The organism is Klebsiella sp. GB_Kp056 (assembly GCF_040064755.1).
GTDB classification, from domain to species: Bacteria; Pseudomonadota; Gammaproteobacteria; order Enterobacterales; family Enterobacteriaceae; genus Klebsiella; species Klebsiella quasipneumoniae.
The window spans coordinates 15,609-38,334 of record NZ_JBEAJA010000048.1; the positions used below are offsets into that span (position 1 = coordinate 15,609).

Here is a 22,726-nt window from a genome sequence, read left to right on the forward strand (position 1 = left end):
TTTAGCGATGCGTTTGGCGCAGGCGCGCCTGCCAGAAGGATAGGGCGAGGGCCACCACCAGAATCACCCCGACCAGCGCGTCCTTCACCAGATAATTGAGCCCCATCAGATTCAGACCATTATCAATAATGGCGAGGAACAGCACGCCGCCCAGCGTGCCGGCGATGCTGACCCGGCCCAGACGGTTAAAGGCGGTGCCGATAAACACCGCCGCAATGGCGTCCATCAGATAAGACTGCCCGGCCAGCGGGGTAAATTGCCGCAGGTTGGCGGAGAGGATCACCCCGCCGACGGCGCAGAGGGCCGAGGCGGCCACCAGCACGCCGAGCATGGTCAGGCGATCGCGGATCCCGGCGATGCGCGCCGCTTCGCTGTTCTGACCGATGGCGCGGATATATTTGCCCCACAGGGTACGCTCGGTGACTAGCCAGGCCGCCAGCCACAGCGCCAGCACGATCGCGACCGGCGTGGGGATGCCGCCAAGGTTACCCACCGCCAGGTCGTGATACTCGGGGGCCATCCGCCGATAGGCTATCGCGCCGCCGCCATCGGTATAGATGCGTTCCGCGCTGCTGGCGATAAACCAGGTGCCAAGGGTGGCGAGGAAGGGGCGGATCCGGCAGATGAGGATCAGAAAAGCATTGAGCAGGCCAATCAGCACCCCGCCGAGCAGGGCGCAGCCCACCGCCGCCTGCCACGGCAGATGCCAGGTTTTCAGGGCGACGAGGGCGAAGGCGGCGCCAAAATCGAGCGCGACGCCTACCGACAGGTCAATCGCGCCCGCGCTGACGATCAGGGTCATCGCCATCGCCACAATCAGCAGGATCGCGCTGCCCTGCAGCAGGTTGGCCCAGTTATCCACGGTTAAAAATACCGGATTCGCCCAGCCGAACAGGGCAATGGCCAGCAGGGTGATGACGCCGAATCCGGCCCGCGACAGCCAGGCCAGCGGGCTGCTGGCCGTCTGTTCCGCAGGCGCTGGGGTTTTCAGGGTGATTTGGCTCATGCCTCGCCTCCTTTGTGTCTGACCGCCGATGCCGCCAGCACCACCAGGATCAGGCCGCCTTTAATGGCGCCCATCCAGAAGATATTGACCCCCAGCAGGCCGAGCCCGTTAGAGAGGGCGTTAACAAGGATCGCCCCCAGCAGCGCGCCCCAGATGGTGACCACCCGACGACGCGAGAAGGCGGCGCCGATAAAGGTCGCCAGCACGGTTTCCAGCAGCAGCGGCGTGGCCGTTCCGCTGGAGCTGCCGGAGCCCTGGCTGAGCAGCGGCAGAATAGCCAGCCCGGCGGCGATGCCCGCTAACAGCCAGACCAGCAGGGTTAAGCGGCGCACGTTCAGGCCGCTCATCTGCGCCATATCGCGATTGCCGCCCACCGCCTGCACATGCTGGCCGAAGCGGGAGTGATGGAGCAGGAACTGGAACAGGATAAACACCCCCAGCAGATAGACCAGCGGCCAGGGCAGGCCCAGCACGCTGTTATCGCGAAAGGCGACCATCAGCGGATCGCTGACCGCGATGCGCCGCTGGCCGGTCAACAGGTCCGTCAGGCCGGTAAACGCCACCGAAGTCGAGAGGGTGGCCAGCAGCGGCGGCAGGCCGGCCGCCAGCACCAGGAAGCCGTTGATCGCCCCGCAGAGCAGGCAAACCGCCGCCAGCAGCGCCAGCAGCAGGAGATACGGCGCGTGCCATTCGGCCAGCCCAAGGCTGAGCAGCGCGACGCCGAGCACCGCGGTCGCCGGCAGGGAGAGGTCGATGCCGCCGGAGACCACGTCATCTCCGCCAACGGCGATGACGCAGACCAGGCCGAAACAGAGGATCGCCAGCGGAACGCTCTGGACCAGCATCAGGCTGATATTTTGCCAGCTGAGGAAGTAGGGCGACTGCACGCTCAGCCACACCAGCAGCGCCAGAAACAGGATCAGGGGGAATTTTTCAATAAGCGTCGCCAGGCCCGGACGGCTGCGACGCTGGATAGCGGTACTCATGGTGAAGGCTCCTGTCCGCCGTTGATCGCCACCAGCAGGGCGTCGAGGGTCAGCCCGCGGGTGGGCAGATTGGCCGCCAGCGCGCCGCGCCAGAGGACGAGGATCCGGTCGCATAGTCCGAGTAATTCGGTGGCGTCGCTGGAGGAGACCAGCACCGCCCGTCCTTGATCGGCCAGCTGGCGCGTACGTTGATAAATATCGCGGCGGGCGCCGATATCAACCCCAAGGGTGGGTTCATCGAGAATAAACAGCCGGGCATCGGTGCCGAGCCAGCGGGCGAGGATCGCTTTTTGCTGGTTGCCGCCGCTCATGTAGCGTACCGGCAGGGCCGGGCGTCCCGGGCGGATCGCCAGCTGCGCTATCCAGTCGCGCGCTTTCTGCTCGGCAAGCCCCCGCCGCTCCCAGCCAAAGGTGGCGGTCTCGGGCAGCGAGGCGAGATTAATGTTGTCAGCGGTGGTGAAAGGCAGGATCAGCCCCTGATGACGGCGGTCACGCGGGACCAGCGCCATTCCGGCGCGGATCGCCTGCTTTGGCGTACGGATACGTCGCGGCTGGCCGTCGAGGTGGATCGTACCGCGCTCCGCCGGGCGCAAGCCGTAGAGTAAGTCAACCAGCACATCGCGCCCGGCGCCGAGCAGACCGGCGACGCCGACGATCTCCCCCGGGTGAATATCAAAAGAGAGGTCCTGTAGCTGCCGTCCGTCGCTCAGCTGGCGCACCGAGAGTAATGGAGCCGCCCCGTTGTCTGCCGCCGGGCGCTGGCGCGGGGTATACAGCTGGTCGATTTCCCGGCCGACCATCATGGCGATCAGCGCCTCGGTATTCTGCAGCAGGTCGCGGTCCGGGTAGCCGACCACTTCCCCGTTGCGCAGCACGGTGCCGCGGTCGCAGAGGGTGGCTATCTCATTGAGGTAGTGGGAAATATACAGAATGGCAATGCCCTGGTCGCGCAGGCGCAGAATGGCGGAGGAGACCAGACTGGCCTCCTGGGCCTCGAGGGGGGCGGTGGGCTCGTCGAACACCACCAGCCGCGCCGCGCCGTCGATCAGCGCGCGGGCGATTTGCACCAGCTTGCGCTCGGCCAGGCTCAGATCCCGCACCAGGCGTTCGGGGTCGATCGCCAGCTGCCAGTTTTGCTGGAAAAATTGCGCCGTGGCGGCCCTCATCCGTCGGCGATCCAGCGCCCCCCAGCGGGTGCGATACTCCTGACCCAGAAACACCGATTCCGCGACGGTAAAGTGCGGGATCAGGTTGAGCTCCTGGTGGATCACGCGGATGCCGGCGGCTTCGATGGCTGCCGGGTTGCCGAGGGGCAGCGGGCGGCCGTCGAGGGTCGCGCTACCGCTGTCGGCCTGATAGACGCCGGCGAGGATTTTGATCAGCGTCGATTTACCGGCGCCGTTCTCGCCAATCAGGCCATGAATTTCCCCCGGATTGAGGCGCAGGGTAACCGCATTAAGCGCCGTTACGCTGGCAAAACGTTTGCCGATCTGGTCCATGACCAGACCCGCGGCGGGGCGCTCCCCGCCAGGGTGTTGATTTATCACTGCAGTTCGCCGTATCCCAACTGTTTATACACCGCTTTCGCTTCCTGCGGACCTTTCACCGGTATGACCGGGATAAAGGTTTGCACCGGCAGTTTCTGACCGGCAAAGTAGCGGGCCACGTTATCGGCGGAGGTCTGGCCGATCAGATGCGGCTGCTGCGCGACGTTAGCCACGAAGGGGCTGCCGGGCTCCGCCATGATCTCCAGTGTCTCCGGGCCGGCGTCGATGGCCGTCACTTTCACGTCCTTATCACGACCGGTCTCTTCCAGCGCCTGGACGATGCCGATGGCCGGTTGATCCCAGCAGGCGACATGGATGGCATCCAGTTTGCCTTTCGGATACTGGCTGAGTAATTCGAGGGTTTTCTTCCGCGCGTCTTCCGGCGAGTTGGCGAACTGTTCCGCGAGCTCAGGCTGGATAATATGAATATCCGGGTAATCCTTAAGGACATATTTCCACTGATCGTAGCGAATTCCGCAAATACGCAGCGCGCTGGAGAACGCGTTAAATACAGCCACATTACCTTTGCCGCCTAATTCGTCCGCCATGTAGCGACCGATGGTGGAGCCCAGAGTGTAGTTATCGGAGGTGGAATTGTTGACCGAATATTGTGAAACATGATCCACGGTGAATACCGGGATGCCGGCATCACGTAATGCTTTAAATTTGGGTTCGACGGCGCTGTCGCCGAGAATACTAATTACCGCGTCCACCTTGCGTGACAGTAAAATATCGTGATTATTGGCATGAACCTGATTATCCCGGCCGCCATCGACGCCAATGACTTTGCCCCCCAGCTTCTCCACTTCCTCTGTCGCGCCTTTGAAAGCCTCGCGATCCCAGAAATGCTGGGTGCCTACGACGGCCACGCCAATGGTTTTTCCCTGTAAGGAGAGGGCGTCAGCGGCGGTGACGCTCAGCGAGGCAAGGGAAAGCAGTCCCAGCGCGGCAGGCAATAATTTTCTCTTCTGCGACATTGTTATTATGATCCTGTGATGAAGGTGGTTGCGGACCAGTAGCATGACAAGAAGCACCTCGCCACCTCAAATACAAAATAAGTCTAAGTTATGCCGGCAATGTTATATCGCGGAAACGCCAGAGAAAAAGTTTATTTTGTCATGAAGAACCTGAAAATATTTCATGATGCCGGGTAGGCCTTTTTATTTTGTGGTTTTATTTTTGGTTTGTTCTGTGTTTATTTAGCGGATAAAGACAATTTTCTTAATATTATGAGTGCATGGGAAATACGGCCTCTACTGCGAAAAAGAGAAGATTGCGCGGGCTAACGCTTTTTTTAGCAGAGCAATGTCTGGCCGGGTAAGGAATATTACCGCATTTCCCCGCTTTATTTTAACGAACCTTAGGCTGAGAAGAACGCGGGCGCTATGAAGAAACAGCATAATTATACGGTGATGCACTGGGGAACCTGGCAGGTGGAGAGCCGCGAGGGCGAGATCGTGGCGGTTAAGCCGGTGCCCTGGGATAAAAACCCCTCACGCATCGGTCAATCGCTCCCCGACGCGGTGACCAGCCAAACGCGCATTCGCCGCCCGGCGGTGCGCGCCGGCTATCTGCAGCACGGGCCGGCGTCACGAGAAGGGCGAGGCAAGGAGCCCTTTGTCGAAGTCAGCTGGGAGGTGGCCCTGGACCTGGTGGCTCGCGAGCTGCGCTCGGTCAAGGCGCGCTGCGGCAATGAGGCGATTTACGGCGGCTCCTACGGCTGGGCCAGCGCCGGGCGCTTTCACCATGCGCAGAGCCAGCTGCACCGTTTTCTTAAGGGCTTTGGCGGGTATACCGCCAGCACCAATACCTATAGCAGCGCCGCGGGCGAGCGCATTCTGCCGCATATTCTTGGGCCGCTGAGCCCGCTGCACCGTCAGCATACCCATTTTTCCGAGCTGGCGCGGGAGTGTCAGCTGTTTGTCGCGATTGGCGGTCTGCCGCTGCGCAATGCCCAGGTCAACGGCGGCGGCGCCAATGACCATATGCTGCCGTACTGGCTGGATAAGATGCAGGCCAACGGCACGCGGTTTATAAACATCAGTCCGGTGCGCAATGACCTCAGCGCGGTGGCCGACGCCGAGTGGCTGGTCATTCGGCCGGGTACCGATACCGCACTGCTGCTGGCGCTGAGCTATGTGCTGATCGCTGAGTCCCTCTACGACCAGGCGTTTGTCGCCAGCCATACCGTCGGGTTTGCCCCCTATCGCGCCTATCTGTTGGGCGAGCATGACGGCGTGGCGAAAACCCCGGCGTGGGCGGCGGCGATAACCGGCCTGGACGCGCAGCGCATCGCCGACCTGGCGCGGGAGATGGCCCACCACCGGACGATGGTGAATATCTCCTGGTCTATCCAGCGCGCCCGTCAGGGGGAGCAGGCCTACTGGGCGACGGTAGCCCTGACCGCGCTGCTGGGACAGATCGGCACGCCGGGCGGCGGCCTCGGGTTTGGCTATGCCTGTACCAACCTGGCGGGGGCGGTGCGAAAAGCGTTTTCCGGCCCGCGCTTGCCCGCCGGGGAGAATGCGGTGGACAGCGTCATCCCGGTGGCGCGGCTGTCCGATATGCTGCTGCACCCGGGAGAAGCCTATGAGTTCGACGGTCAGCAGCTGCATTATCCCGACATCCGTCTGGTCTACTGGGCGGGAGGCAATGCGTTTCATCATCACCAGGATATTAACCGACTGTGCGAGGCCTGGCGCCGTCCGGAGACGGTGGTGGTGCATGAGCAGTACTGGACCGCGCAGGCCAAATTCTCCGACATCGTTCTGCCGGCTACCACCTCGCTGGAGCGAGAGGATATCGGCAGCGGCGGTCACGACGGGTTTATGATTGCCATGAGCGCGCAGATCCCGCCGGTGGGCGAGGCGCGTGATGATTACGCTATTTTCCTCGATCTTGCCGGGCGGTTGGGCTTCGGAGAAGAGTTCAGCGAAGGGCGGGACGCCGGGCAGTGGCTGCGCCATCTCTATGAGGAGTCAAGACCGCGGGCGCAGGAGGAGGGCATTGCGCTGCCCTCGTTCGAGGATTTCTGGCAGCAAGGGGTGCTGGAGTACAGCGCGCCGGCGCGGCCGCAGGTCTTTCTCGCCGATTTTCGCGCCGATCCGCAGCGCTATCCGCTTTCCACGCCCTCCGGCAAGATTGAACTCTTTTCCGCTACCGTCGCCGGGTTTGGCTATCGCGAATGCCCTGGCCATCCCTGGTGGGATGAGGAAGAGGCCGCCCGGCAGCGACAGGAGGCGGCGCGCTGGCCGCTTCATCTGCTCTCCAGTCAACCGCGCGCCCGCCTGCACAGTCAGTACGACCACGGCAGCGTCAGCCGGGCGACGAAAATTCAGGGACGTGAGCCGTTGTGGATGCATCCGCAGGATGCGCAGGCAAGAGACATTCGCGAAGGCAGCGTGGTGAAAGTGTATAACGACCGTGGGGCGATTCTGGCGGGCGTGCACCTGAGCGAGCAGATTTTGCCGGGGGTGGTACAGATGTCCACCGGCGCGTGGTATGACCCTCTGGATCCGAATGAAAAAGGATCTCTCGATAAGCACGGTAATCCCAACGTGTTAACCGAGGATCGCGGCAGTTCGCGCCTGGGACAGGGCTGTAGCGCCCAGAGCTGTTGGGTGGAGATCGCCCCGTGGCGAGAGGAACTGCCGCCGATCACCGCCTTTGACCCGCCGAAGTTTATTGCGGTTTAGGTGTCAGGGATCGCCGGCGGCGGGTCGGCTATCCCGGAGAAGGCGCGGTATGCGCCGCCTCCGGGAAAGCGCGCGCCAGGCGTTTTAAGGCTGATGACAGGGCGACGTTACGCCAGCCGTGGGTAGGCGCTGGCGATATCGTCGCCGGTAAACTGGGCGATCCAGCCTTCCGGGTTATCAAAAATGCGAATGGCGGTGAAGTTCGGTTCTGAACCCATATCAAACCAGTGCGGAGTGTGGGCGGGAACCGAAATCAGATCGTTCTTTTCGCACAGCACCTGGAACACCTCGTCGCCAATGTGCAGGCAGAACAGGCCAGCGCCCTCGACAAAAAACCGCACCTCGTCTTCGCCATGAGTGTGTTCGTTCAGGAATTTTTCCCGCAGCGCCTCTTTCTGCGGGTTATCGGCGCGCAGGCTGATGACGTCCCAGCTCTGATAGCCCTTTTCGGCGACCAGTTTGTCAATCGCATGCTGATAGGCGGCAATCACTGTTTCAGCGCTGGGGGCCGCGCCGAGATCGCGGTCAGCCTGCCAGCGCTCAAAACGGACGCCTTTGGCGTTAAGCTGCTCCTGAATCGCTTTGGCGTCGGTGCTGTGCCAGACCGGCGTTTGCGGATCTTTCACGGAAAAAAGGGTTAATGCGCTCATGCTGGGATCTGCTCCGGATGAATGTCGTCAAAACGCTGAACCTGAGGGTGGCGGCTTGCCGGGTCGCGGTCGCCGCGTACCAGCTGGACAGTGCGCAACCCCGCGGCTTCGGCGGCGTCGAGTTCCTGATGGATATCCGACAGGAACAGGATGGCCCCGGGGGCGTGGCCCAGGTGTTCAGCAATATTGCGGTAGGACTGCGCTTCGCGTTTGGCGCCTACCAGGGTATCGAAATAGCCCGTAAACAGATGAGTAATATCACCTTCATCGCTGTAGCCAAATAACAATTTCTGCGCTGCCACGGAGCCAGAAGAATATACATACAGATCAATGCCCTGTGCTTTCCATTTCTCCAGCGCCGGCAGCACGTCCGGGTAGAGATGGCCGGTAAAGTCGCCGTTGAGGTAGCCATCGCGCCAGATGACCCCCTGCAGCGCCTTCAGCGCAGTGGATTTCCGATCTTCGTCCATAAAAGCGAAGAGGGTAGCAATCAGGTCGGCGGTGCTGGCGGCGGGGGCGTCTGTCTCGCGGCGCAAGTTGTCGAGGATCGTTCTCACCGGTTCAGCGTGCTGTTGAGCGGTCACAAAGCCGGCCAGTCGTTCGCGGGCGTAGGGGAACAGCACGTTATGCACGAAGCGGATATCGCTGGTGGTGCCTTCTATGTCGGTCACGATGGCGCGGATCATGGTTTCTCCAGAGTGGGCGTAGCGTGGAATAACATTAGCATTTAGACGTCTAAGCGTCTTGATTGCCAAATATTAACATCGTGTTATAGTGGCTTCAACAACAGCATTACAATCGGTACAAAAAGAATGAGTAATAACCCATTGATTCCAGAGAGTAAACTCCCGTCACTTGGCACCACCATTTTTACCCAGATGAGCGCTCTCGCCCAGCAGCATCAGGCCATAAACCTGTCGCAGGGCTTTCCCGATTTCGACGGCCCGCGCTATCTTCAGGAGCGTCTGGCGTACCACGTGGCGCAGGGGGCGAATCAGTATGCCCCGATGACCGGCGTGCCGGCGCTGCGCGAGGCGATCGCTGACAAGACGGCGGAGCGGTATGGATATCGACCCGACGTCAACAGCGATATCACGGTCACCGCCGGGGCGACAGAGGCCCTGTACGCGGCGATTACCGCTCTGGTGCGCCGCGGCGACGAGGTGGTCTGTTTCGATCCCAGCTACGACAGCTATGCTCCCGCGGTGGCGCTGGCCGGCGGCGAATTACGCCGTATTGCCCTTCAGCCGCCGCATTTTCGCGTCGACTGGCAGCAGTTTGCCGCGACGCTGAGCGACAAAACCCGGCTGGTGATCCTCAACACCCCGCACAACCCCTCGGCCACGGTCTGGCAACGCGAGGATTTTGCCGCCCTGTGGCAGGCGATTGCCGAACGCGAGATCTATGTTCTCAGCGACGAGGTCTATGAGCATATCAACTTTGCCGAGGACGGCCACGCCAGCGTGCTGGCGCATCCGCTATTGCGCGAGCGGGCGGTGGCGGTCTCTTCGTTTGGCAAAACGTTTCATATGACCGGCTGGAAGGTTGGCTACTGCGTGGCCCCGGCGGCCATCAGCGCGGAGCTGCGCAAGGTGCACCAGTATCTGACCTTCTCGGTAAATACCCCGGCGCAGCTGGCGATCGCCGACATGCTGCGCGAGGCGCCGGATCACTACCGAGAACTACCGGCCTTTTACCGTGAACGCCGCGATCTGTTTATTGAGGCGCTGCGCCCCAGCCGGCTGGAGCTCCTGCCCTGTGAGGGGACCTATTTCCTGCTGGCGGACTACAGCGCCATCTCCGACCTTGACGACGTCAGCTTCTGCCGCTGGCTGACGACAGAGGTTGGGGTGGCGGCGATCCCGCTCTCCGTCTTCTGCGCCGACCCGTTCCCGCACAAGCTGATCCGCTTGTGCTTCGCTAAACAACCGGAGACCCTGCTGGCCGCGGCGGCGCGTTTGTGCGAGCTGTAGTTACTTTATGGTCCACGCCTGAGAGAACTGGCGGTCGGCGAACATCTCTGCCAGGCCGCTAATTTGCTTCAGGCGCAGCACCTCATCGGCATCCATTCCCAGCTCTTTGCCGATCTTCTGCGGCGTCCAGCCGAGGCGGGTTAGCTCGCGGACAATATCTGACATGGCGTGGATTTGGTGGCGTCCGCGCGCCCGGTTGTGGCGTATTGTCGCTGCCATCAGCCCGTCGCGTGAGGCGTTTTCATTCGTCAGGCAGGTGACCGGTAGATAGCCTTTCAGCTTTTTTTTCAGCGACGCTTTGCTGCAGGCCAGCTCATGGCGGTGAAAACCGTCGACAATCGCGTACCCCTGCGGTCCCTGCCTGATGACCACCACCGGCTGGGTAAAGCCATCGGCCTCCAGCGAGGTCTGCAGCAGGCGTTTCTCCGGCGGCGCCACGTTATTCGGATTATAGTCGTTCGGGATAACCTGCTCCTGTTTGACCCACAGCACACAGTCAACGGGCTGCGAGCGGAAGGGGCTGTGTTGGTGGAGCACCTGGCGAAACGCGTTGATAGCCTCGATACGCGCTTCGTCATCCAGCGTTTGCAGGAAATCCTCCAGCGCCTGCGTTAGTTGTTGTTGCATAATATCCCCCATTGTTGGCGATGTTTTTCCATACGTTTTCGGTAGCGCTGATAGTGGCTGCTTTTGGTTGGGCTGAAGGAGAGCTGGCGGCACCAGTAGTCATTATTGAGTAGCACTTTGCAGATCCGTCGCCAGGAGGGGATATCTTTGGTGCCAACGTCCGCGGGCTGAGTATCAGGGATCTCTTCCATGCCTTTTTTCTGGTACCAGCGCAGGTAGACGGCGATCTTATTGCGGTAATGCTCGGCGGTGGTTTCCGGCATGCTGTCGAGCAGAAACAGCGCATAGCTTTTCCATGTCAAATGGTCCGGTTTGTCGATTTTTCGGTGACCGTAGAATTGGTTATCATGCCCGGCATAGACGCCGCCGCTGTGCGCGCCGCTCACCCGCTGGCACATCGCGGCCCAGCGCTCCGGCTCCAGCACATGGTACAGCCATAGCCCCTGGCGCTGCTCCGGACCGAAGGGCTCGCAGATGCGCATATAGCGCAGCGGCACACCGGCCTGATACATCAGATCGTACAGCGGGTTATAGGGCTGGCCGCTTTTAGCAAACCAGGTCCAGATATCGGCGGTTTTCCAGTCATAGATCGGGTAGATGTACCAGGCGTGGCCGCCCGGCGCCGAGGTGGTCCACGGTTTATCGTCGGCGAAGCGCTGTTTTCGCTGAGAAGAGATGGTCATAAAGCGATTCAGCGACTCATCTGCCCGAATACCCACCAGCACGGCGGCGGGACGGCGCTGTGAAAACCACTCGGCAAAGTGGCTGACGAAGGCTTCAAAGCTCATCCCCGGCTGGTAAAACGAAAAATAGCCCGGGTGGGTAATGGCCCAGGAGGGGGGCTGGCGGACCCAGGCGGTGCCGGGCTGCCAGCATTGCCATTGCGGCTTATACTGCGTCAGGGCATTTTGGGTAGTGAGCGGCAGGGCGACCCAGTAAAAGGTATCGATAACATCCTGATAGAGGGCGCGCAGTTTTTCACAGTGAGCGATGGTGCAGGAGAACTGCGCTTCCCAGTCAATAAACAGCACACTGATTTTCTTACCCTGTAACCGCGCTGCCTGCGCGGTTAAATGGAGCATAACGGTAGAGTCTTTTCCGCCAGAGAAAGAGACGCAAATGCGTGAAAAATTATCCATAACCCAATCGATCCGCTGCTCCGTCGCCTGCAGCACCGATTCCGCTAAGGGATATTTGATAAACGACATGACCATTAATCCTTTAATACTAGAGATTCCCGTTCGCTCAGTATAAACGATGACGAGCGGGAAATTAATGGTCGACTTTCCCTTCCTTTGGGGAGGGTCAATAAGTCGGATCGTTATTGGCTGTTATTGAATTGGGGACGTGATATCTCTCTGTCATTCATTAAAATGGTGATTAATTCAGATAAAAAATGATTTTGTGCGGATGATTGATGGTAGTTAATATATATCGTAATGTCTGGAAAAAGTTCGTTTATATCGAGGACGTGAAGTTGCATGGCTGGCGAAATAAAATCATATAAATAGGACGGCAAGAAGCCAATCAGATCGGTTTTATTGATCATGTTAAGAATGGTCATAAAAGAGTCGCTGCGAAAGGCAATATTACGCGGGTTCAGCCAGGGCGTGCTGCTTTGCTGAACGCGCTGGATAACGGGATCGTTGGTAATATAGTGGGTGAAAAACTCCTGCGCCAGCGCGTCAACTGACCTGAGCGCCTCGCGCCGCGGATGGTTCGTCCGACACACCGCGAGGGTCTGCACCGTCTGATAGGGCTGACAGATGGTGGCGCGGTTGGTGATGGGCATTCGGGTGAACACCAGGTCAGCCTGGCGATATGCCAGCAGCTCCTCTGCCGATTCGGTGGTGGTCAGGTTATGGTGTTCAATTTGCAAGTTGGCCTGATGACAAAGCTGGTTAATCATAAAGTGGCTGTTTACTGAACAGAACAGCGGGGGGCCATATATTACAATACGTTTACGCAGATCGGAGCGGTTATTGAGATTGATCGTTTTTTCCAGCTGCTCCAGATTTTGCTGCAGGTGGTAATGAAGATTCACGCAGGCGGTGGTGGGCGTCATTCCCTTCCCGACGCGCACAAATAGCGGATCGTCTAACTGCTGACGCAGACGCTGCAATGACTGACTTACCGCTGACGGGGTGATAAATAACATCGCCGCCGCTTTGCTGATGCTTAAATGCTGATAGATACATTCAAAAATAACCAATAAATTTAGATCGAACTTTTTCAGATCGTAAAGATTTGCCATTAACACAGTCCTGTTTATTGCCAGTATAAGTTAAAATATTTCTAACGATAATATATTGCGTCTTAGTATTTGCGGTGTGAATTTAATTGTGGGCAAATAAAATTAAGTTTTGCTTAATATATCTTACTATCGGCAGTGGCACCAGCGGTCGGATTCGCCAGGCGCCACACCGGGACGAAATTACTCTTTTTCACCCATCATAATAGACAGCTTCTCTTTATCCGGCAGGCCGACCACCTGCTGCAGCATATTATCCTTATTCATATAATAAATAGCTGGCGTGACGTTGGCCCCCAGATCGTCCATTAGCTGCTGGTTGACGTTGAGCATTTTCATCTTCTCCGGCGGGATAGCCTTCGGTATCGTCAGGGCCATTTTGCCGTTCGATTGCTCGTAATCGTGCCAGGTTTTCGCCGGATCTTTACTGGCGAGGATCGCCGCGGCGGTGGCCGGGCTCTCCGGCTTGATCACGCCCACCAGCAGGGTGCGGATCTGCACTTTACCGGCCTCCACCCAGGGACGGGACTGCTGCCAGAACTGTTTGCAGTAAGGGCAGAAGGGATCGGCAAAGACATACAGCACGATGGGGGCGTCTTTGTCGCCATCCTGCAGCCAGTGGGCGCTGGCCATCTTCTTCCACATCTCCTGTCCCGCCGGCGTGTAGAGCGCTTTTTGAAATAACTGCTCGCTGAGGTTGTTGCCGTTTTCGTCGTACATATAACCGGAAATGGCATGTTTGCCGTCAGGCGTGAGGTAGATGGCGACGCCCATATCCTGGTATTTCCCCAGCCAGCCCTTCATTCCCCCCGGCGCGTCAAAGGGTTTGATGATGGTAATGCCCTGTTTTTCAATTGCTTTTACCGGGGCGGGCAGTTCTTCCGCATAGCTACAAAAAGGCAAAAGGCTGAGCAACAGCAGACGTTTTAACATGAGTATTCCTTGTAAAATCAGCAGGAAAGGAAGAAACATTGCCAAACCTATTACAGTTATAGGCAGGATCAGCAGAACGACGGATTGCCCTTTCCTGGCGTGGGTGATGTAATCCTGGATGCTGTTACATTAAGGTAATGTAGAGCGCAACACATAGCCAGTCTGACTGGCGCTGAACCTACCTTCGGGTATTTCAGGTAACGGGGCCGCCTGAAAGGGTGGCCTTTTTACTTTTGTCGCGGCAAATGATGCGAAAAACAGCGAACTGCGCTGAACGCGTCGACAGGTTCACATAGTTGTCTTGTTCCGGTTGTTAGATAACGCTTATTGATTCGATAATGTAAACGCATTGGTCGGGTCAGGAAAAATTCGTTAACTTAGACCTCAACGAAAACACGGAGGAAGTATAGATGTCCTTAATTAACACCAAAATCAAACCGTTCAAAAACCAGGCATTCAAAAATGGTGAATTCATCGAAGTCACCGAGAAAGACACCGAAGGCCGCTGGAGCGTCTTCTTCTTCTATCCGGCTGACTTCACCTTCGTCTGCCCGACCGAACTGGGCGACGTGGCTGACCATTACGAAGAACTGCAGAAGCTGGGCGTAGACGTTTACTCTGTTTCTACCGATACCCACTTCACCCACAAAGCGTGGCACAGCAGCTCTGAAACCATCGCCAAAATCAAATACGCGATGATTGGCGACCCGACTGGCGCCCTGACCCGTAACTTCGACAACATGCGTGAAGATGAAGGTCTGGCTGACCGCGCCACCTTCGTGGTTGACCCGCAGGGTATCATCCAGGCGATCGAAGTTACCGCTGAAGGTATCGGCCGTGACGCGTCTGACCTGCTGCGTAAAATCAAAGCGGCGCAGTATGTTGCTTCCCACCCAGGCGAAGTGTGCCCGGCGAAATGGAAAGAAGGCGAAGCGACGTTGGCTCCATCCCTGGACCTGGTCGGCAAAATCTAATAATCACGGCGTCTTTCGCATCATAGCGGCGTTGGCTGCGCTTAATCACCCCGGTTACTTACTCGTGTAAGCTCCCGGGGGGTCATAAGCTTGCCGCCTTGCTCTAACGCGAAATACTGGTGAATTAAAATTTCCGTCGTCTTTCATGCCATAGCTGCGTTGGCGTCGCCTGCTCACCCCGGTCGCTTACTTCAGTAAGCTCTCGGGGATTCTCAGGCTAGCCGCCTTGCTCTGACGCGAAATACTTTGGAAATTACTTCAGTCATGGGCGCACCTGCGCCCATTTCATTCCAACACCATGATGCAAGCGCATTCAGGCTGCCTGGACGAGGCCGCTTGCATGATGATGTTTTAAGCCCAGGAGATAACAATGCTCGACACCAACATGAAAACCCAGCTCAAGGCCTATCTTGAGAAGCTGACCAAGCCTGTTGAGCTGATTGCCACGCTGGATGACAGCGCTAAATCGGCAGAAATCAGGGAACTGCTGGCTGAAATTGCTGAACTGTCAGACAAAGTCACCTTTAAAGAAGACAATACGCTGGCGGTACGCAAGCCATCGTTCCTGATTACTAACCCCGGTTCCGACCAGGGCCCACGCTTTGCGGGCTCCCCGCTGGGCCACGAGTTTACCTCGCTGGTGCTGGCGCTGCTGTGGACCGGCGGTCATCCGTCGAAAGAGGCCCAGTCTCTGCTGGAGCAGATCCGCGATATCGATGGCGACTTCGAGTTTGAAACCTACTACTCGCTCTCCTGCCATAACTGCCCGGACGTGGTCCAGGCGCTGAACCTGATGGCGGTGCTCAACCCGCGTATCAAACATACGGCGATTGACGGTGGGACGTTCCAGAATGAGATCACCGAGCGCAACGTGATGGGCGTGCCGGCGGTGTTCATGAACGGCCAGGAGTTTGGTCAGGGGCGGATGACGCTGACGGAAATCGTCGCCAAAGTGGACACTGGTGCGGAAAAACGCGCAGCGGAAGAGCTGAATCAGCGTGACGCTTACGATGTGCTGATCGTCGGTTCCGGCCCGTCCGGCGCGGCGGCCGCGGTTTACTCTGCGCGTAAAGGGATCCGTACCGGCCTGATGGGCGAGCGCTTCGGCGGCCAGGTGCTGGATACCGTGGATATTGAAAACTACATTTCGGTGCCGAAAACCGAAGGCCAGAAGCTGGCCGGGGCTCTGAAAGCGCACGTTAGCGACTATAACGTCGATGTGATTGATTCCCAGAGCGCGACCAAACTGACGCCAGCGGCGACAGAGGGCGGCCTGCATCAGATCGAAACCGCCTCCGGCGCGGTGCTGAAGGCGCGCAGCGTCATCATTGCCACCGGGGCGAAATGGCGCAACATGAACGTGCCGGGCGAAGATCAGTATCGCACCAAGGGCGTAACCTACTGCCCGCACTGCGACGGCCCGCTGTTTAAAGGTAAGCGCGTGGCGGTGATCGGCGGGGGGAACTCCGGCGTGGAAGCCGCCATCGACCTGGCGGGCGTCGTGGAACACGTGACCCTGCTGGAATTCGCACCTGAGATGAAGGCCGACCAGGTGCTGCAGGATAAAGTCCGCAGTCTGAAGAATGTCGACATCATTCTCAATGCGCAGACCACGGAAGTGAAAGGCGACGGCAGCAAGGTCACCGGTCTGCAGTATCGTGACCGGGTGAGCGGCGATGAGCATCACGTCGCGCTGGCGGGCATCTTCGTGCAGATTGGCCTGCTGCCTAATACCACCTGGCTGGAAGGCGCGGTTGAGCGTAACCGTATGGGCGAGATCATCATCGATGCGAAGTGCGAAACCAACGTTAAAGGCGTATTCGCCGCCGGTGACTGCACCACCGTGCCGTACAAGCAGATTATCATCGCGGCAGGGGAGGGGGCGAAAGCGTCGCTGAGCGCCTTCGACTACCTGATCCGCACGAAAACCGCATAACAAGTCAGACAATAGACCTGCATAACAAAGAGGCTACCCGGGGGTAGCCTCTTTTTTTATGCGCTTTTCCTCAGCCTTACCTGACGACCATCACCGGGATATGGGCGTGACGGATGACGCTCGAGGCGTTGGAGCCCAACAGGTGGGTACTGATGGAGGGATTGCGTGAGCCAATCACCACCACGTCGGCGTTTATTTCGCTGGCCAGTTCGTTGACCATGTCGCGCACGCTGCCGAAACGCACATGCAGCTTGATCCGCGATGGGTCAATGCTGAAATGGCTGACCATGGTCTGCAGGCGAGTTTCCGCCTCGTGCTGCAGATGTTCCTCAAAACGCCGCAGGTCGGCGGTAAAACGGCTCATCGTGAAGCTCGCTGAACCGGGTAAGACGTGGAGCAGATGGATCACCCCGTCCTGCTGGGCCAGAAACTCCGCATGCCGGACGGCTTTATCGCTCAGCGCCATCTCAAAGACATCAACCGGCATAATGATAGTCTTATACATATGCAATCCTCCTTGTTCGTTTGCGTCTATATCAACATATTATATGCGGATATTGTGTCATTCAGGTCGCAAAACTGTCAGGCAGGCAGGCGCAAAGCGTAAAAAAAGGTTAGCGGGGGGAAAGACAGCAGAAAGAGGATGTGTGGACATCCTCTGAATAAAGCGCGATACGCCTCAGGCAGCGGGGATTAACGGTGGAATTCGCCAGCGGCTTCCGGCTGGTACAGCAGCGCCAGCACTTCCAGGTGCGTCGACGCCCCGCCCGGCAGCTCCCAGTGAATGGTGCTGCCGACCTTGAGGCCGAGCAGCGCGGCGCCCACCGGCGCGAGGACGGAGAGCTGGCTGGCGCTGTCGGTCACCTGCGTCGGAAACACCAGCGTCCGCACGCGCTCTTCGCCGCTGGTTAAATCGCGGAATTTAACCGTACTGTTCATGGTGACGACATCGTGCGGCATCGCTTCCGGCGCCAGCATTTGCGCGCGGTCGAGCTCGTCGTTCAGGGCATCGGCAACCGGCGAGCTGGCGAAAGCCGGCTGCTCCAGCAGCCTGTCGATACGTTCGGCATCCAGTTCGTTAATGATGATTGCGGGTCTGGTCATTGCATACTCCATGTTATCCAGGAACCTGTCCGTAAAAGAAAACCCTCGCCGAAAAAGGCAAGGGTTAAGGTTCTCCCATCATACTGAGAGTTGCCGGCAGTTTGAAGTGATGAAACGCACAATCAGCGCGCAACGCCTCCGGCGAAGGACGTTTTCTGAACAGTATGCCGCGTTGCGCTAGTGGCCAACCTTATCGAGGATAAACTGCGCGCCGCAGTTACCCGGGTGAGGCTGGGGCAGAAAGGCGGAGGTGGCCAGTGGGGCGTTGATGGTCGCGGCGTTGAGCGAGATTTGCATCTCGGTCAAATAGGCAGGATTACCGTTACAGGTTAATTTAAACGCCTTCACGCTCTGCGGACCCCAGGCGCGGGCCACGGCGGCGTCGAAGTCGGCCCGGCTGACGGTTTGGCCATAGTGTTTGGCAAGGAAATCACCAACCGGGCTGCGCTTAATTTCCCCGTTCAGGCGCACCATGGCGCCAAAATAGCTGTCGGGATCGAAGCCGAAGCAGACGCCATGTTTGGCATATTCGTAACGTTCGAGGCAGGAGGTGCCGCCCGCGCCCGGCATTACGTTATTCAGTTTGTTGGCCATCTCCAGCGACAATCCCGTCTCCGCCGCCTGACATTTGCGGTTCGCCTTCACCTCCGGCATGTCGGGTACCGGGCGCGTGGCGCAGCCGTAGCGCATCCAGCGTCGTTCATCCACTCCGCGCGCGGCAATAGACTTTGGCAGCCCGGGCCACAGACCGTGCACGGTCAGAAAATCGGCTTTATTCGCGGTTTCCTGCTGCAGGCGGCACTCTTCCGGTTCGTTGCGGTTACGGTCATACATGCTCTGACAGAATCCGGTTTGCCAGGAGAGGGCCAGGACATAGCGGTCAAAATCAGCGTATCGCGTCGCGGTGAGCGGTTCAGCGCCGGCCTGAGTGGCGGTAAGCACAAGGGCAAGCGCGGCGAATTCCTTCCTGAACATGTTTATTCCTGATTGTGGATGGCAAAAGATAACGGGGAGTTATTAAAGCATAAAAAAGGCGCCTGCTGGCGCCTTTTCACGTGGTTAGACCATTAGTGGACCGCGCTGCCCGGGACGAGGATCTCGGTCGCGACAATCACCACCAGCAGGCCAACCATCACCGGCACCGAGGTGCGTTTGACCACTTCGAACGGGGAGATCTTCGCCATCCCGGCGACGGCTACCACCACGCCGGAGACCGGCGAGATCGTGCGGCCAAGGTTAGAGGCCTGCAGCATCGGGATCGACAGATAGGCGGGATTGATGCCGGAGGAGTGCGCCAGCTTGGGGATCATCTCGACAAAGGCGTAGAACGGGGCATTGCCGGAGCCGGTGGTCATCGCCGCCAGCATGGTCAGGATCACCAGCACCAGCATCAGAATAATACTGGCCGAGCCGAAGGAAGTGGCGATGGAGATCAGACCGTTGATGAAGCCGATGGTGCTTAATCCCTGAGCAAAAACGCCGGCGGCGACCAGCAGCATCACCACCCCGGCGAAGGCGTCAGCCATCCCGCGGTAGGCGACTTCCAGTCCGCTGAAGACGTTTTTGGTGTTGAACCCGCGCAGGAATTCGAGGATCGCCGCCAGCAGCATGCAGCCGACGAGGATGGTAATAATGTGCAGTTCCGGCCCCCATTTGCCATCAAAGATCAGTACGCCAATAATCGGGGTAAACGGCAGGATGGCGTACAGCGCCGGGGCATTGGTGGTGATCTCGTTGACGTCGAGCATTTCGTGGGAAATGTTCTCTTTTTTATCCAGGTAGCGCTGCCAGAAGAAGTGGGCGATCGCCATGCAGATGATAGCGGCGATGGAGATCGGCAGCGTGGTCTTGAAGGCAAAGTCGATCAGCGGCATTTCGGCCGCTTTTGCCGCCAGCACGACGTCACCCGAGGTAGGCGAAAGGATAATCGCCGCCGGGGAGGCGCAGATGGCCGCCGCCGCACCGCGGCTGATACCAACGTTTACCATCACCGGGAACAGCGTCGCCATCAGCAGGACGCCGAGGCCGGTCGCGGAGGAGACGGCCAGCGACATCAGGCAGGCGACAAAGTAGGCGGCAATCATCAGCAGATAGGGCGAATTGATATAGCGCAATGGCTTTGAGGCTAATTTCACCACCATATCATTGGCGCCAATATGCGTCATATAGGTGGCGAAACCGCACAGCATCATGATCATCATACCCAAATCGCCGCCACGGCTCATGAGTAGAATCTTAATGTATTCAATAATGTCAGTGGCGGAGTAACCGGTGCCCTCGGTATTGCCTGGTAAGACTTTATGACCCAGCAGGGCGCTGACGATCAGCAATATTAAGCCGCCGACGAACAGCACGCCGGTGGCTGAATAGCCCTTAATGATATAGCGGGCGACGCCCACAATGACCGCAATCCCGATCAGGATCTCAACAAACGTCAGCATTCATTTCCCCTAAGCCCAAAGAATATGTAGTTAAAAAGCGCCACACCAAATTTTAATGTGCGAATGTGCCGAAAAAACGGACGAAACTCGCTGATGCAAATCAATAAAGCGATAAGAACTACGCCCCTCCCGTCCCGCCTGGATATAATCACCAGATGGATAGTTAAGCGGTTCTGATGGTCAGCGGGCGAAAATCAGGAGTTTGCCTTATTTCGTTCAACCTGTATTGAGACTATCTTTGCTATCTTAGGTGGCTTTTAAATGAAAGTGGTAATAGAAAAGTGTTGATGTTACGTCGTTTTTCATTGTTTTCTCTTGGTTTTTTAGGATGGTTATTGGTATCCGGAAACGCCAGCGCGTCGTTTTCATCGACCCTTAGCGAAGGTTACCATACCTTAAGTAATAACGTTGCGCAGACCTGGAATGAGCCGGAGCACTATGATCTGTACGTTCCAGCCATCACCTGGCACGCGCGCTTTGCTTATGATAAGGAAAAGACGGACAAGTATAATGAACGTCCGTGGGGGGCAGGCTTCGGCGTTTCGCGTTGGGATGAGAAAGGGAACTGGCACGGCCTGTACCTGATGGCGTTTAAAGACTCTTTCAATAAGTGGGAACCCATCGGCGGCTACGGTTGGGAGAAAACCTGGCGTCCGCTGACGGACCAGAACTTCCGCCTCGGTCTCGGCTATACCCTCGGGGTGACGGCGCGCGATAACTGGAACTACATCCCGATTCCGGTGATCTTGCCCTTAGCGTCAATAGGTTACGGTCCGGCAACGTTCCAGATGACCTATATTCCCGGTACCTACAATAACGGTAACGTTTACTTCGCCTGGGCTCGCATACAGTTTTAATTCGCTAAGTCTTAGCAATAAATGAGATAAGCGATGCGTCTTGTGGAAAAACAAGGACTAAAGCGTTACCCACTAAAAAAGATAGCGACTTTTATCACTTTTTAGCAAAGTTGCACTGGACAAAAGGTACCACAATTGGTGTACTGATACCCGACACAGCATTAGTGTCGATTTTTCATATAAAGGTAATTTTGATGTCTAAGATTAAAGGTAACGTTAAGTGGTTTAATGAGTCCAAAGGATTCGGTTTCATTACTCCGGAAGATGGCAGCAAAGATGTATTCGTACACTTCTCTGCAATCCAGTCCAACGGTTTCAAAACTCTGGCTGAAGGTCAGCGCGTAGAGTTCGAAATCACTAACGGTGCCAAAGGCCCTTCTGCTGCAAACGTAATCGCTCTGTAAGCAACGCGTCAGTAGAATATAAAAACCCGCTAATCAGCGGGTTTTTTTTTTGCCTGTTGATTACGCCTTTAGCGGCTGGCGGCCTGCGAGAAGAGCCAGAAGGCGACAGCCGTCATGGCAAACGAGCCCAGCAAGTTCACCGCGACGTTGAGGAGCGCCCAGCTCACTCGCCCCTGCTGCAGAAGAAACACCACTTCCGCAGAGAAGGTGGAGAAGGTGGTCAACCCGCCGCAGAAACCCGTGGTGATCAGCAGTTTCCACATCGGGTCAATGCCGGTCAGTCTATTAAACCACGCCAGCCCGGCGCCGATCACAAAGGCGCCTAACAGGTTGGCAGTCAGCGTCCCAATCGGGATAGCATGGTGCACAGGATTGAGCTTCATGCCGAGCCACCAGCGCAAAACGCTGCCGGTGCCGCCGCCAATAAAAACGGCGCAAAGAAGTTGAAACACGGTCGTTTCCTGCTATTTGATGTAAGAGAGTGTCAAGTGTAGCGCGCAACGGGCGCAATTGGCTATTCATAACCTGACGGGAGAAAAACATGCGGGTAGCGGCAGGGCAGTTTATCGTCACGCCAGTATGGCGGACGAATGCGCAAACTTGTGTGGCGATGATGCAGCAGGCGGCGCGTGAAGGGGCGGCGCTGCTGGTGCTGCCGGAGGCGTTGCTGGCACGTGATGACAACGACCCGGATCTGTCGGTGAAATCGGCCCAAACGCTGGATGGGGAGTTTTTACAGCTGCTGCTGGCCGAGAGCGCGCGTAACGGCCTGACGACGATCCTGACGCTGCATGTGCCGTCGGGGGAGGGGAGAGCAACCAACACGCTGGTGGTATTGCGTGAAGGGAAGGTTATTGCCCATTATCACAAACTTCATTTATACGACGCCTTCGCAATGCAGGAGTCCCGGCGGGTGGATCCCGGCCGGCAAATCCCGCCGGTGATTGAAGTGGCGGGTTTCCGCGTTGGCCTGATGACCTGTTACGATCTGCGTTTTCCGGAGCTGGCGCTGTCGCTGGCGCTGAACGGGGCGCAGCTGCTGGTGCTGCCCACCGCATGGGTGAAAGGGCCGCAAAAAGAGCATCACTGGGCGACGCTGCTGGCGGCGCGCGCGCTGGACACGACCTGCTACGTCGTGGCGGCAGGCGAATGCGGGACGCGTAACATCGGGCAGAGCCGCATCGTCGATCCGCTGGGGAACACCGTGGCGGGCGCGGGGAGCGAGCCGCAGCTGATCTATGCCGATATTTCCGCAGACTACCTTGCGCGGGTTCGCGAGCGTTTGCCGGTGCTGCAGAACCGACGGTTTGCGCCACCGCAATTATTGTGACGTTTTTTTAAA

General features: G+C 57.9%; 22 protein-coding genes. 7 read left to right on the forward strand and 15 right to left on the reverse strand.

What is annotated here, in order from left to right; genetic code table 11:
* Window position 1: 1 nt before the first annotated feature.
* From ABLV52_RS11945 to ABLV52_RS11960, 4 genes are read right to left on the reverse strand one after another with little or no spacing between them, the layout of a single operon-like run.
* Entirely contained in the window at window positions 2-1,006 is a 1,005-nt protein-coding gene (locus tag ABLV52_RS11945; RefSeq protein ID WP_348890426.1) for an ABC transporter permease, read from the reverse strand.
* Entirely contained in the window at window positions 1,003-1,992 is a 990-nt protein-coding gene (locus tag ABLV52_RS11950) for an ABC transporter permease (protein WP_132134030.1), read from the reverse strand. Before ABLV52_RS11950 ends, ABLV52_RS11945 begins: the two co-directional genes overlap by 4 nt.
* Window positions 1,989-3,491 carry a sugar ABC transporter ATP-binding protein gene (locus tag ABLV52_RS11955; RefSeq protein WP_074186689.1) on the reverse strand — a complete coding sequence of 501 codons (1,503 nt, stop codon included), beginning with the start codon at window positions 3,489-3,491 and terminating at the stop codon, window positions 1,989-1,991. Before ABLV52_RS11955 ends, ABLV52_RS11950 begins: the two co-directional genes overlap by 4 nt.
* A 44-nt stretch (window positions 3,492-3,535) precedes the next feature.
* Window positions 3,536-4,516 (reverse strand): sugar ABC transporter substrate-binding protein, encoded by a 981-nt coding sequence (locus ABLV52_RS11960; RefSeq protein ID WP_023288813.1) that lies wholly within the window; start codon window positions 4,514-4,516, stop codon window positions 3,536-3,538.
* A 408-nt stretch (window positions 4,517-4,924) separates the two neighbouring features.
* On the opposite strand from ABLV52_RS11960, the gene ABLV52_RS11965 reads away from it, so the two are divergent.
* Entirely contained in the window at window positions 4,925-7,234 is a 2,310-nt protein-coding gene (locus ABLV52_RS11965; protein ID WP_348890427.1) for a molybdopterin-dependent oxidoreductase, read from the forward strand.
* 107 nt (window positions 7,235-7,341) lie between these two features.
* On the opposite strand, the gene ABLV52_RS11970 is transcribed toward ABLV52_RS11965, so the two are convergent.
* Window positions 7,342-7,884 (reverse strand): acireductone dioxygenase, encoded by a 543-nt coding sequence (locus ABLV52_RS11970; RefSeq protein WP_023288815.1) that lies wholly within the window; start codon window positions 7,882-7,884, stop codon window positions 7,342-7,344.
* Entirely contained in the window at window positions 7,881-8,570 is a 690-nt protein-coding gene (mtnC, locus tag ABLV52_RS11975) for an acireductone synthase (protein WP_348890428.1), read from the reverse strand. The genes ABLV52_RS11970 and mtnC overlap by 4 nt, the downstream gene beginning before the upstream one ends.
* A gap of 141 nt (window positions 8,571-8,711) precedes the next feature.
* Here mtnC and ABLV52_RS11980 point away from each other — a divergent pair, with 141 nt between their 5' ends.
* Window positions 8,712-9,857, forward strand: a complete 1,146-nt coding sequence (locus tag ABLV52_RS11980; RefSeq protein WP_074186690.1) for a pyridoxal phosphate-dependent aminotransferase — start codon at window positions 8,712-8,714, stop codon at window positions 9,855-9,857.
* Here ABLV52_RS11980 and ABLV52_RS11985 read toward each other — a convergent pair whose 3' ends face one another.
* The 4 genes from ABLV52_RS11985 to dsbG all read right to left on the reverse strand — a co-directional run bounded on the left by ABLV52_RS11985 (window position 9,858) and on the right by dsbG (window position 13,668).
* The gene (locus tag ABLV52_RS11985; RefSeq protein WP_110211977.1) at window positions 9,858-10,484 is read right to left on the reverse strand and encodes a ParB/RepB/Spo0J family partition protein; all 627 of its coding nucleotides are present in this window, start codon (window positions 10,482-10,484) and stop codon (window positions 9,858-9,860) included.
* Window positions 10,469-11,692 carry a DUF3440 domain-containing protein gene (locus tag ABLV52_RS11990; RefSeq protein ID WP_048334386.1) on the reverse strand — a complete coding sequence of 408 codons (1,224 nt, stop codon included), beginning with the start codon at window positions 11,690-11,692 and terminating at the stop codon, window positions 10,469-10,471. The genes ABLV52_RS11985 and ABLV52_RS11990 overlap by 16 nt, the downstream gene beginning before the upstream one ends.
* Before the next feature lie 113 nt (window positions 11,693-11,805).
* Window positions 11,806-12,738: a LysR family transcriptional regulator gene (locus ABLV52_RS11995; protein ID WP_348890429.1), complete on the reverse strand. Its 933-nt coding sequence runs from the start codon at window positions 12,736-12,738 to the stop codon at window positions 11,806-11,808.
* 180 nt (window positions 12,739-12,918) lie between these two features.
* Window positions 12,919-13,668 carry a thiol:disulfide interchange protein DsbG gene (gene dsbG / locus ABLV52_RS12000; protein ID WP_023288821.1) on the reverse strand — a complete coding sequence of 250 codons (750 nt, stop codon included), beginning with the start codon at window positions 13,666-13,668 and terminating at the stop codon, window positions 12,919-12,921.
* Between the two features lie 410 nt (window positions 13,669-14,078).
* Between dsbG and ahpC the strand changes: the two genes are divergently transcribed.
* Entirely contained in the window at window positions 14,079-14,642 is a 564-nt protein-coding gene (ahpC, locus tag ABLV52_RS12005) for an alkyl hydroperoxide reductase subunit C (protein ID WP_002894394.1), read from the forward strand.
* Between the two features lie 370 nt (window positions 14,643-15,012).
* On the forward strand, window positions 15,013-16,578 hold the full coding sequence (gene ahpF, locus ABLV52_RS12010) for an alkyl hydroperoxide reductase subunit F (protein WP_017899084.1): 1,566 nt from the start codon (window positions 15,013-15,015) through the stop codon (window positions 16,576-16,578).
* A 76-nt stretch (window positions 16,579-16,654) separates the two neighbouring features.
* Here ahpF and uspG read toward each other — a convergent pair whose 3' ends face one another.
* The 4 genes from uspG to dcuC form a co-directional block, all read right to left on the reverse strand.
* Window positions 16,655-17,083: a universal stress protein UspG gene (uspG, locus tag ABLV52_RS12015; RefSeq protein WP_002894401.1), complete on the reverse strand. Its 429-nt coding sequence runs from the start codon at window positions 17,081-17,083 to the stop codon at window positions 16,655-16,657.
* A gap of 188 nt (window positions 17,084-17,271) precedes the next feature.
* Window positions 17,272-17,682 carry a nucleoside diphosphate kinase regulator gene (gene rnk, locus ABLV52_RS12020; RefSeq protein WP_032455114.1) on the reverse strand — a complete coding sequence of 137 codons (411 nt, stop codon included), beginning with the start codon at window positions 17,680-17,682 and terminating at the stop codon, window positions 17,272-17,274.
* 177 nt (window positions 17,683-17,859) lie between these two features.
* Window positions 17,860-18,657, reverse strand: a complete 798-nt coding sequence (gene rna / locus ABLV52_RS12025) for a ribonuclease I (RefSeq protein WP_348890430.1) — start codon at window positions 18,655-18,657, stop codon at window positions 17,860-17,862.
* Between the two features lie 92 nt (window positions 18,658-18,749).
* Window positions 18,750-20,123: an anaerobic C4-dicarboxylate transporter DcuC gene (dcuC, locus tag ABLV52_RS12030; RefSeq protein WP_023288824.1), complete on the reverse strand. Its 1,374-nt coding sequence runs from the start codon at window positions 20,121-20,123 to the stop codon at window positions 18,750-18,752.
* A gap of 335 nt (window positions 20,124-20,458) precedes the next feature.
* Between dcuC and pagP the strand changes: the two genes are divergently transcribed.
* Window positions 20,459-20,980 carry a lipid IV(A) palmitoyltransferase PagP gene (pagP, locus tag ABLV52_RS12035; RefSeq protein ID WP_223171797.1) on the forward strand — a complete coding sequence of 174 codons (522 nt, stop codon included), beginning with the start codon at window positions 20,459-20,461 and terminating at the stop codon, window positions 20,978-20,980.
* Window positions 20,981-21,174: 194 nt separating this feature from the next.
* Window positions 21,175-21,384, forward strand: coding sequence for a transcription antiterminator/RNA stability regulator CspE (cspE, locus tag ABLV52_RS12040; RefSeq protein WP_002439184.1), 210 nt, complete (start codon window positions 21,175-21,177; stop codon window positions 21,382-21,384).
* A gap of 68 nt (window positions 21,385-21,452) precedes the next feature.
* On the opposite strand, the gene crcB is transcribed toward cspE, so the two are convergent.
* Window positions 21,453-21,836, reverse strand: coding sequence for a fluoride efflux transporter CrcB (crcB, locus tag ABLV52_RS12045; RefSeq protein ID WP_002894459.1), 384 nt, complete (start codon window positions 21,834-21,836; stop codon window positions 21,453-21,455).
* Window positions 21,837-21,925: 89 nt separating this feature from the next.
* On the opposite strand from crcB, the gene ABLV52_RS12050 reads away from it, so the two are divergent.
* The gene (locus ABLV52_RS12050) at window positions 21,926-22,714 is read left to right on the forward strand and encodes a deaminated glutathione amidase (RefSeq protein ID WP_348890431.1); all 789 of its coding nucleotides are present in this window, start codon (window positions 21,926-21,928) and stop codon (window positions 22,712-22,714) included.
* The last annotated feature ends 12 nt before the right edge of the window (window positions 22,715-22,726 follow it).

Excerpts from the sequence above, each read along its gene's own strand:
- ABLV52_RS11945 (WP_348890426.1), bottom strand. The coding sequence starts at position 1,006 with ATGAGCCAAATCACCCTGAAAACCCCAGCGCCTGCGGAACAGACGGCC.
- ABLV52_RS11950 (WP_132134030.1), bottom strand. The coding sequence starts at position 1,992 with ATGAGTACCGCTATCCAGCGTCGCAGCCGTCCGGGCCTGGCGACGCTT.
- ABLV52_RS11955 (WP_074186689.1), bottom strand. The coding sequence starts at position 3,491 with ATGGACCAGATCGGCAAACGTTTTGCCAGCGTAACGGCGCTTAATGCG.
- ABLV52_RS11960 (WP_023288813.1), bottom strand. The coding sequence starts at position 4,516 with ATGTCGCAGAAGAGAAAATTATTGCCTGCCGCGCTGGGACTGCTTTCC.
- ABLV52_RS11965 (WP_348890427.1), top strand. The coding sequence starts at position 4,925 with ATGAAGAAACAGCATAATTATACGGTGATGCACTGGGGAACCTGGCAG.
- ABLV52_RS11970 (WP_023288815.1), bottom strand. The coding sequence starts at position 7,884 with ATGAGCGCATTAACCCTTTTTTCCGTGAAAGATCCGCAAACGCCGGTC.
- mtnC (WP_348890428.1), bottom strand. The coding sequence starts at position 8,570 with ATGATCCGCGCCATCGTGACCGACATAGAAGGCACCACCAGCGATATC.
- ABLV52_RS11985 (WP_110211977.1), bottom strand. The coding sequence starts at position 10,484 with ATGCAACAACAACTAACGCAGGCGCTGGAGGATTTCCTGCAAACGCTG.
- ABLV52_RS11990 (WP_048334386.1), bottom strand. The coding sequence starts at position 11,692 with ATGTCGTTTATCAAATATCCCTTAGCGGAATCGGTGCTGCAGGCGACG.
- ABLV52_RS11995 (WP_348890429.1), bottom strand. The coding sequence starts at position 12,738 with ATGGCAAATCTTTACGATCTGAAAAAGTTCGATCTAAATTTATTGGTT.
- dsbG (WP_023288821.1), bottom strand. The coding sequence starts at position 13,668 with ATGTTAAAACGTCTGCTGTTGCTCAGCCTTTTGCCTTTTTGTAGCTAT.
- ahpC (WP_002894394.1), top strand. The coding sequence starts at position 14,079 with ATGTCCTTAATTAACACCAAAATCAAACCGTTCAAAAACCAGGCATTC.
- ahpF (WP_017899084.1), top strand. The coding sequence starts at position 15,013 with ATGCTCGACACCAACATGAAAACCCAGCTCAAGGCCTATCTTGAGAAG.
- uspG (WP_002894401.1), bottom strand. The coding sequence starts at position 17,083 with ATGTATAAGACTATCATTATGCCGGTTGATGTCTTTGAGATGGCGCTG.
- rnk (WP_032455114.1), bottom strand. The coding sequence starts at position 17,682 with ATGACCAGACCCGCAATCATCATTAACGAACTGGATGCCGAACGTATC.
- rna (WP_348890430.1), bottom strand. The coding sequence starts at position 18,657 with ATGTTCAGGAAGGAATTCGCCGCGCTTGCCCTTGTGCTTACCGCCACT.
- dcuC (WP_023288824.1), bottom strand. The coding sequence starts at position 20,123 with ATGCTGACGTTTGTTGAGATCCTGATCGGGATTGCGGTCATTGTGGGC.
- cspE (WP_002439184.1), top strand. The coding sequence starts at position 21,175 with ATGTCTAAGATTAAAGGTAACGTTAAGTGGTTTAATGAGTCCAAAGGA.
- ABLV52_RS12050 (WP_348890431.1), top strand. The coding sequence starts at position 21,926 with ATGCGGGTAGCGGCAGGGCAGTTTATCGTCACGCCAGTATGGCGGACG.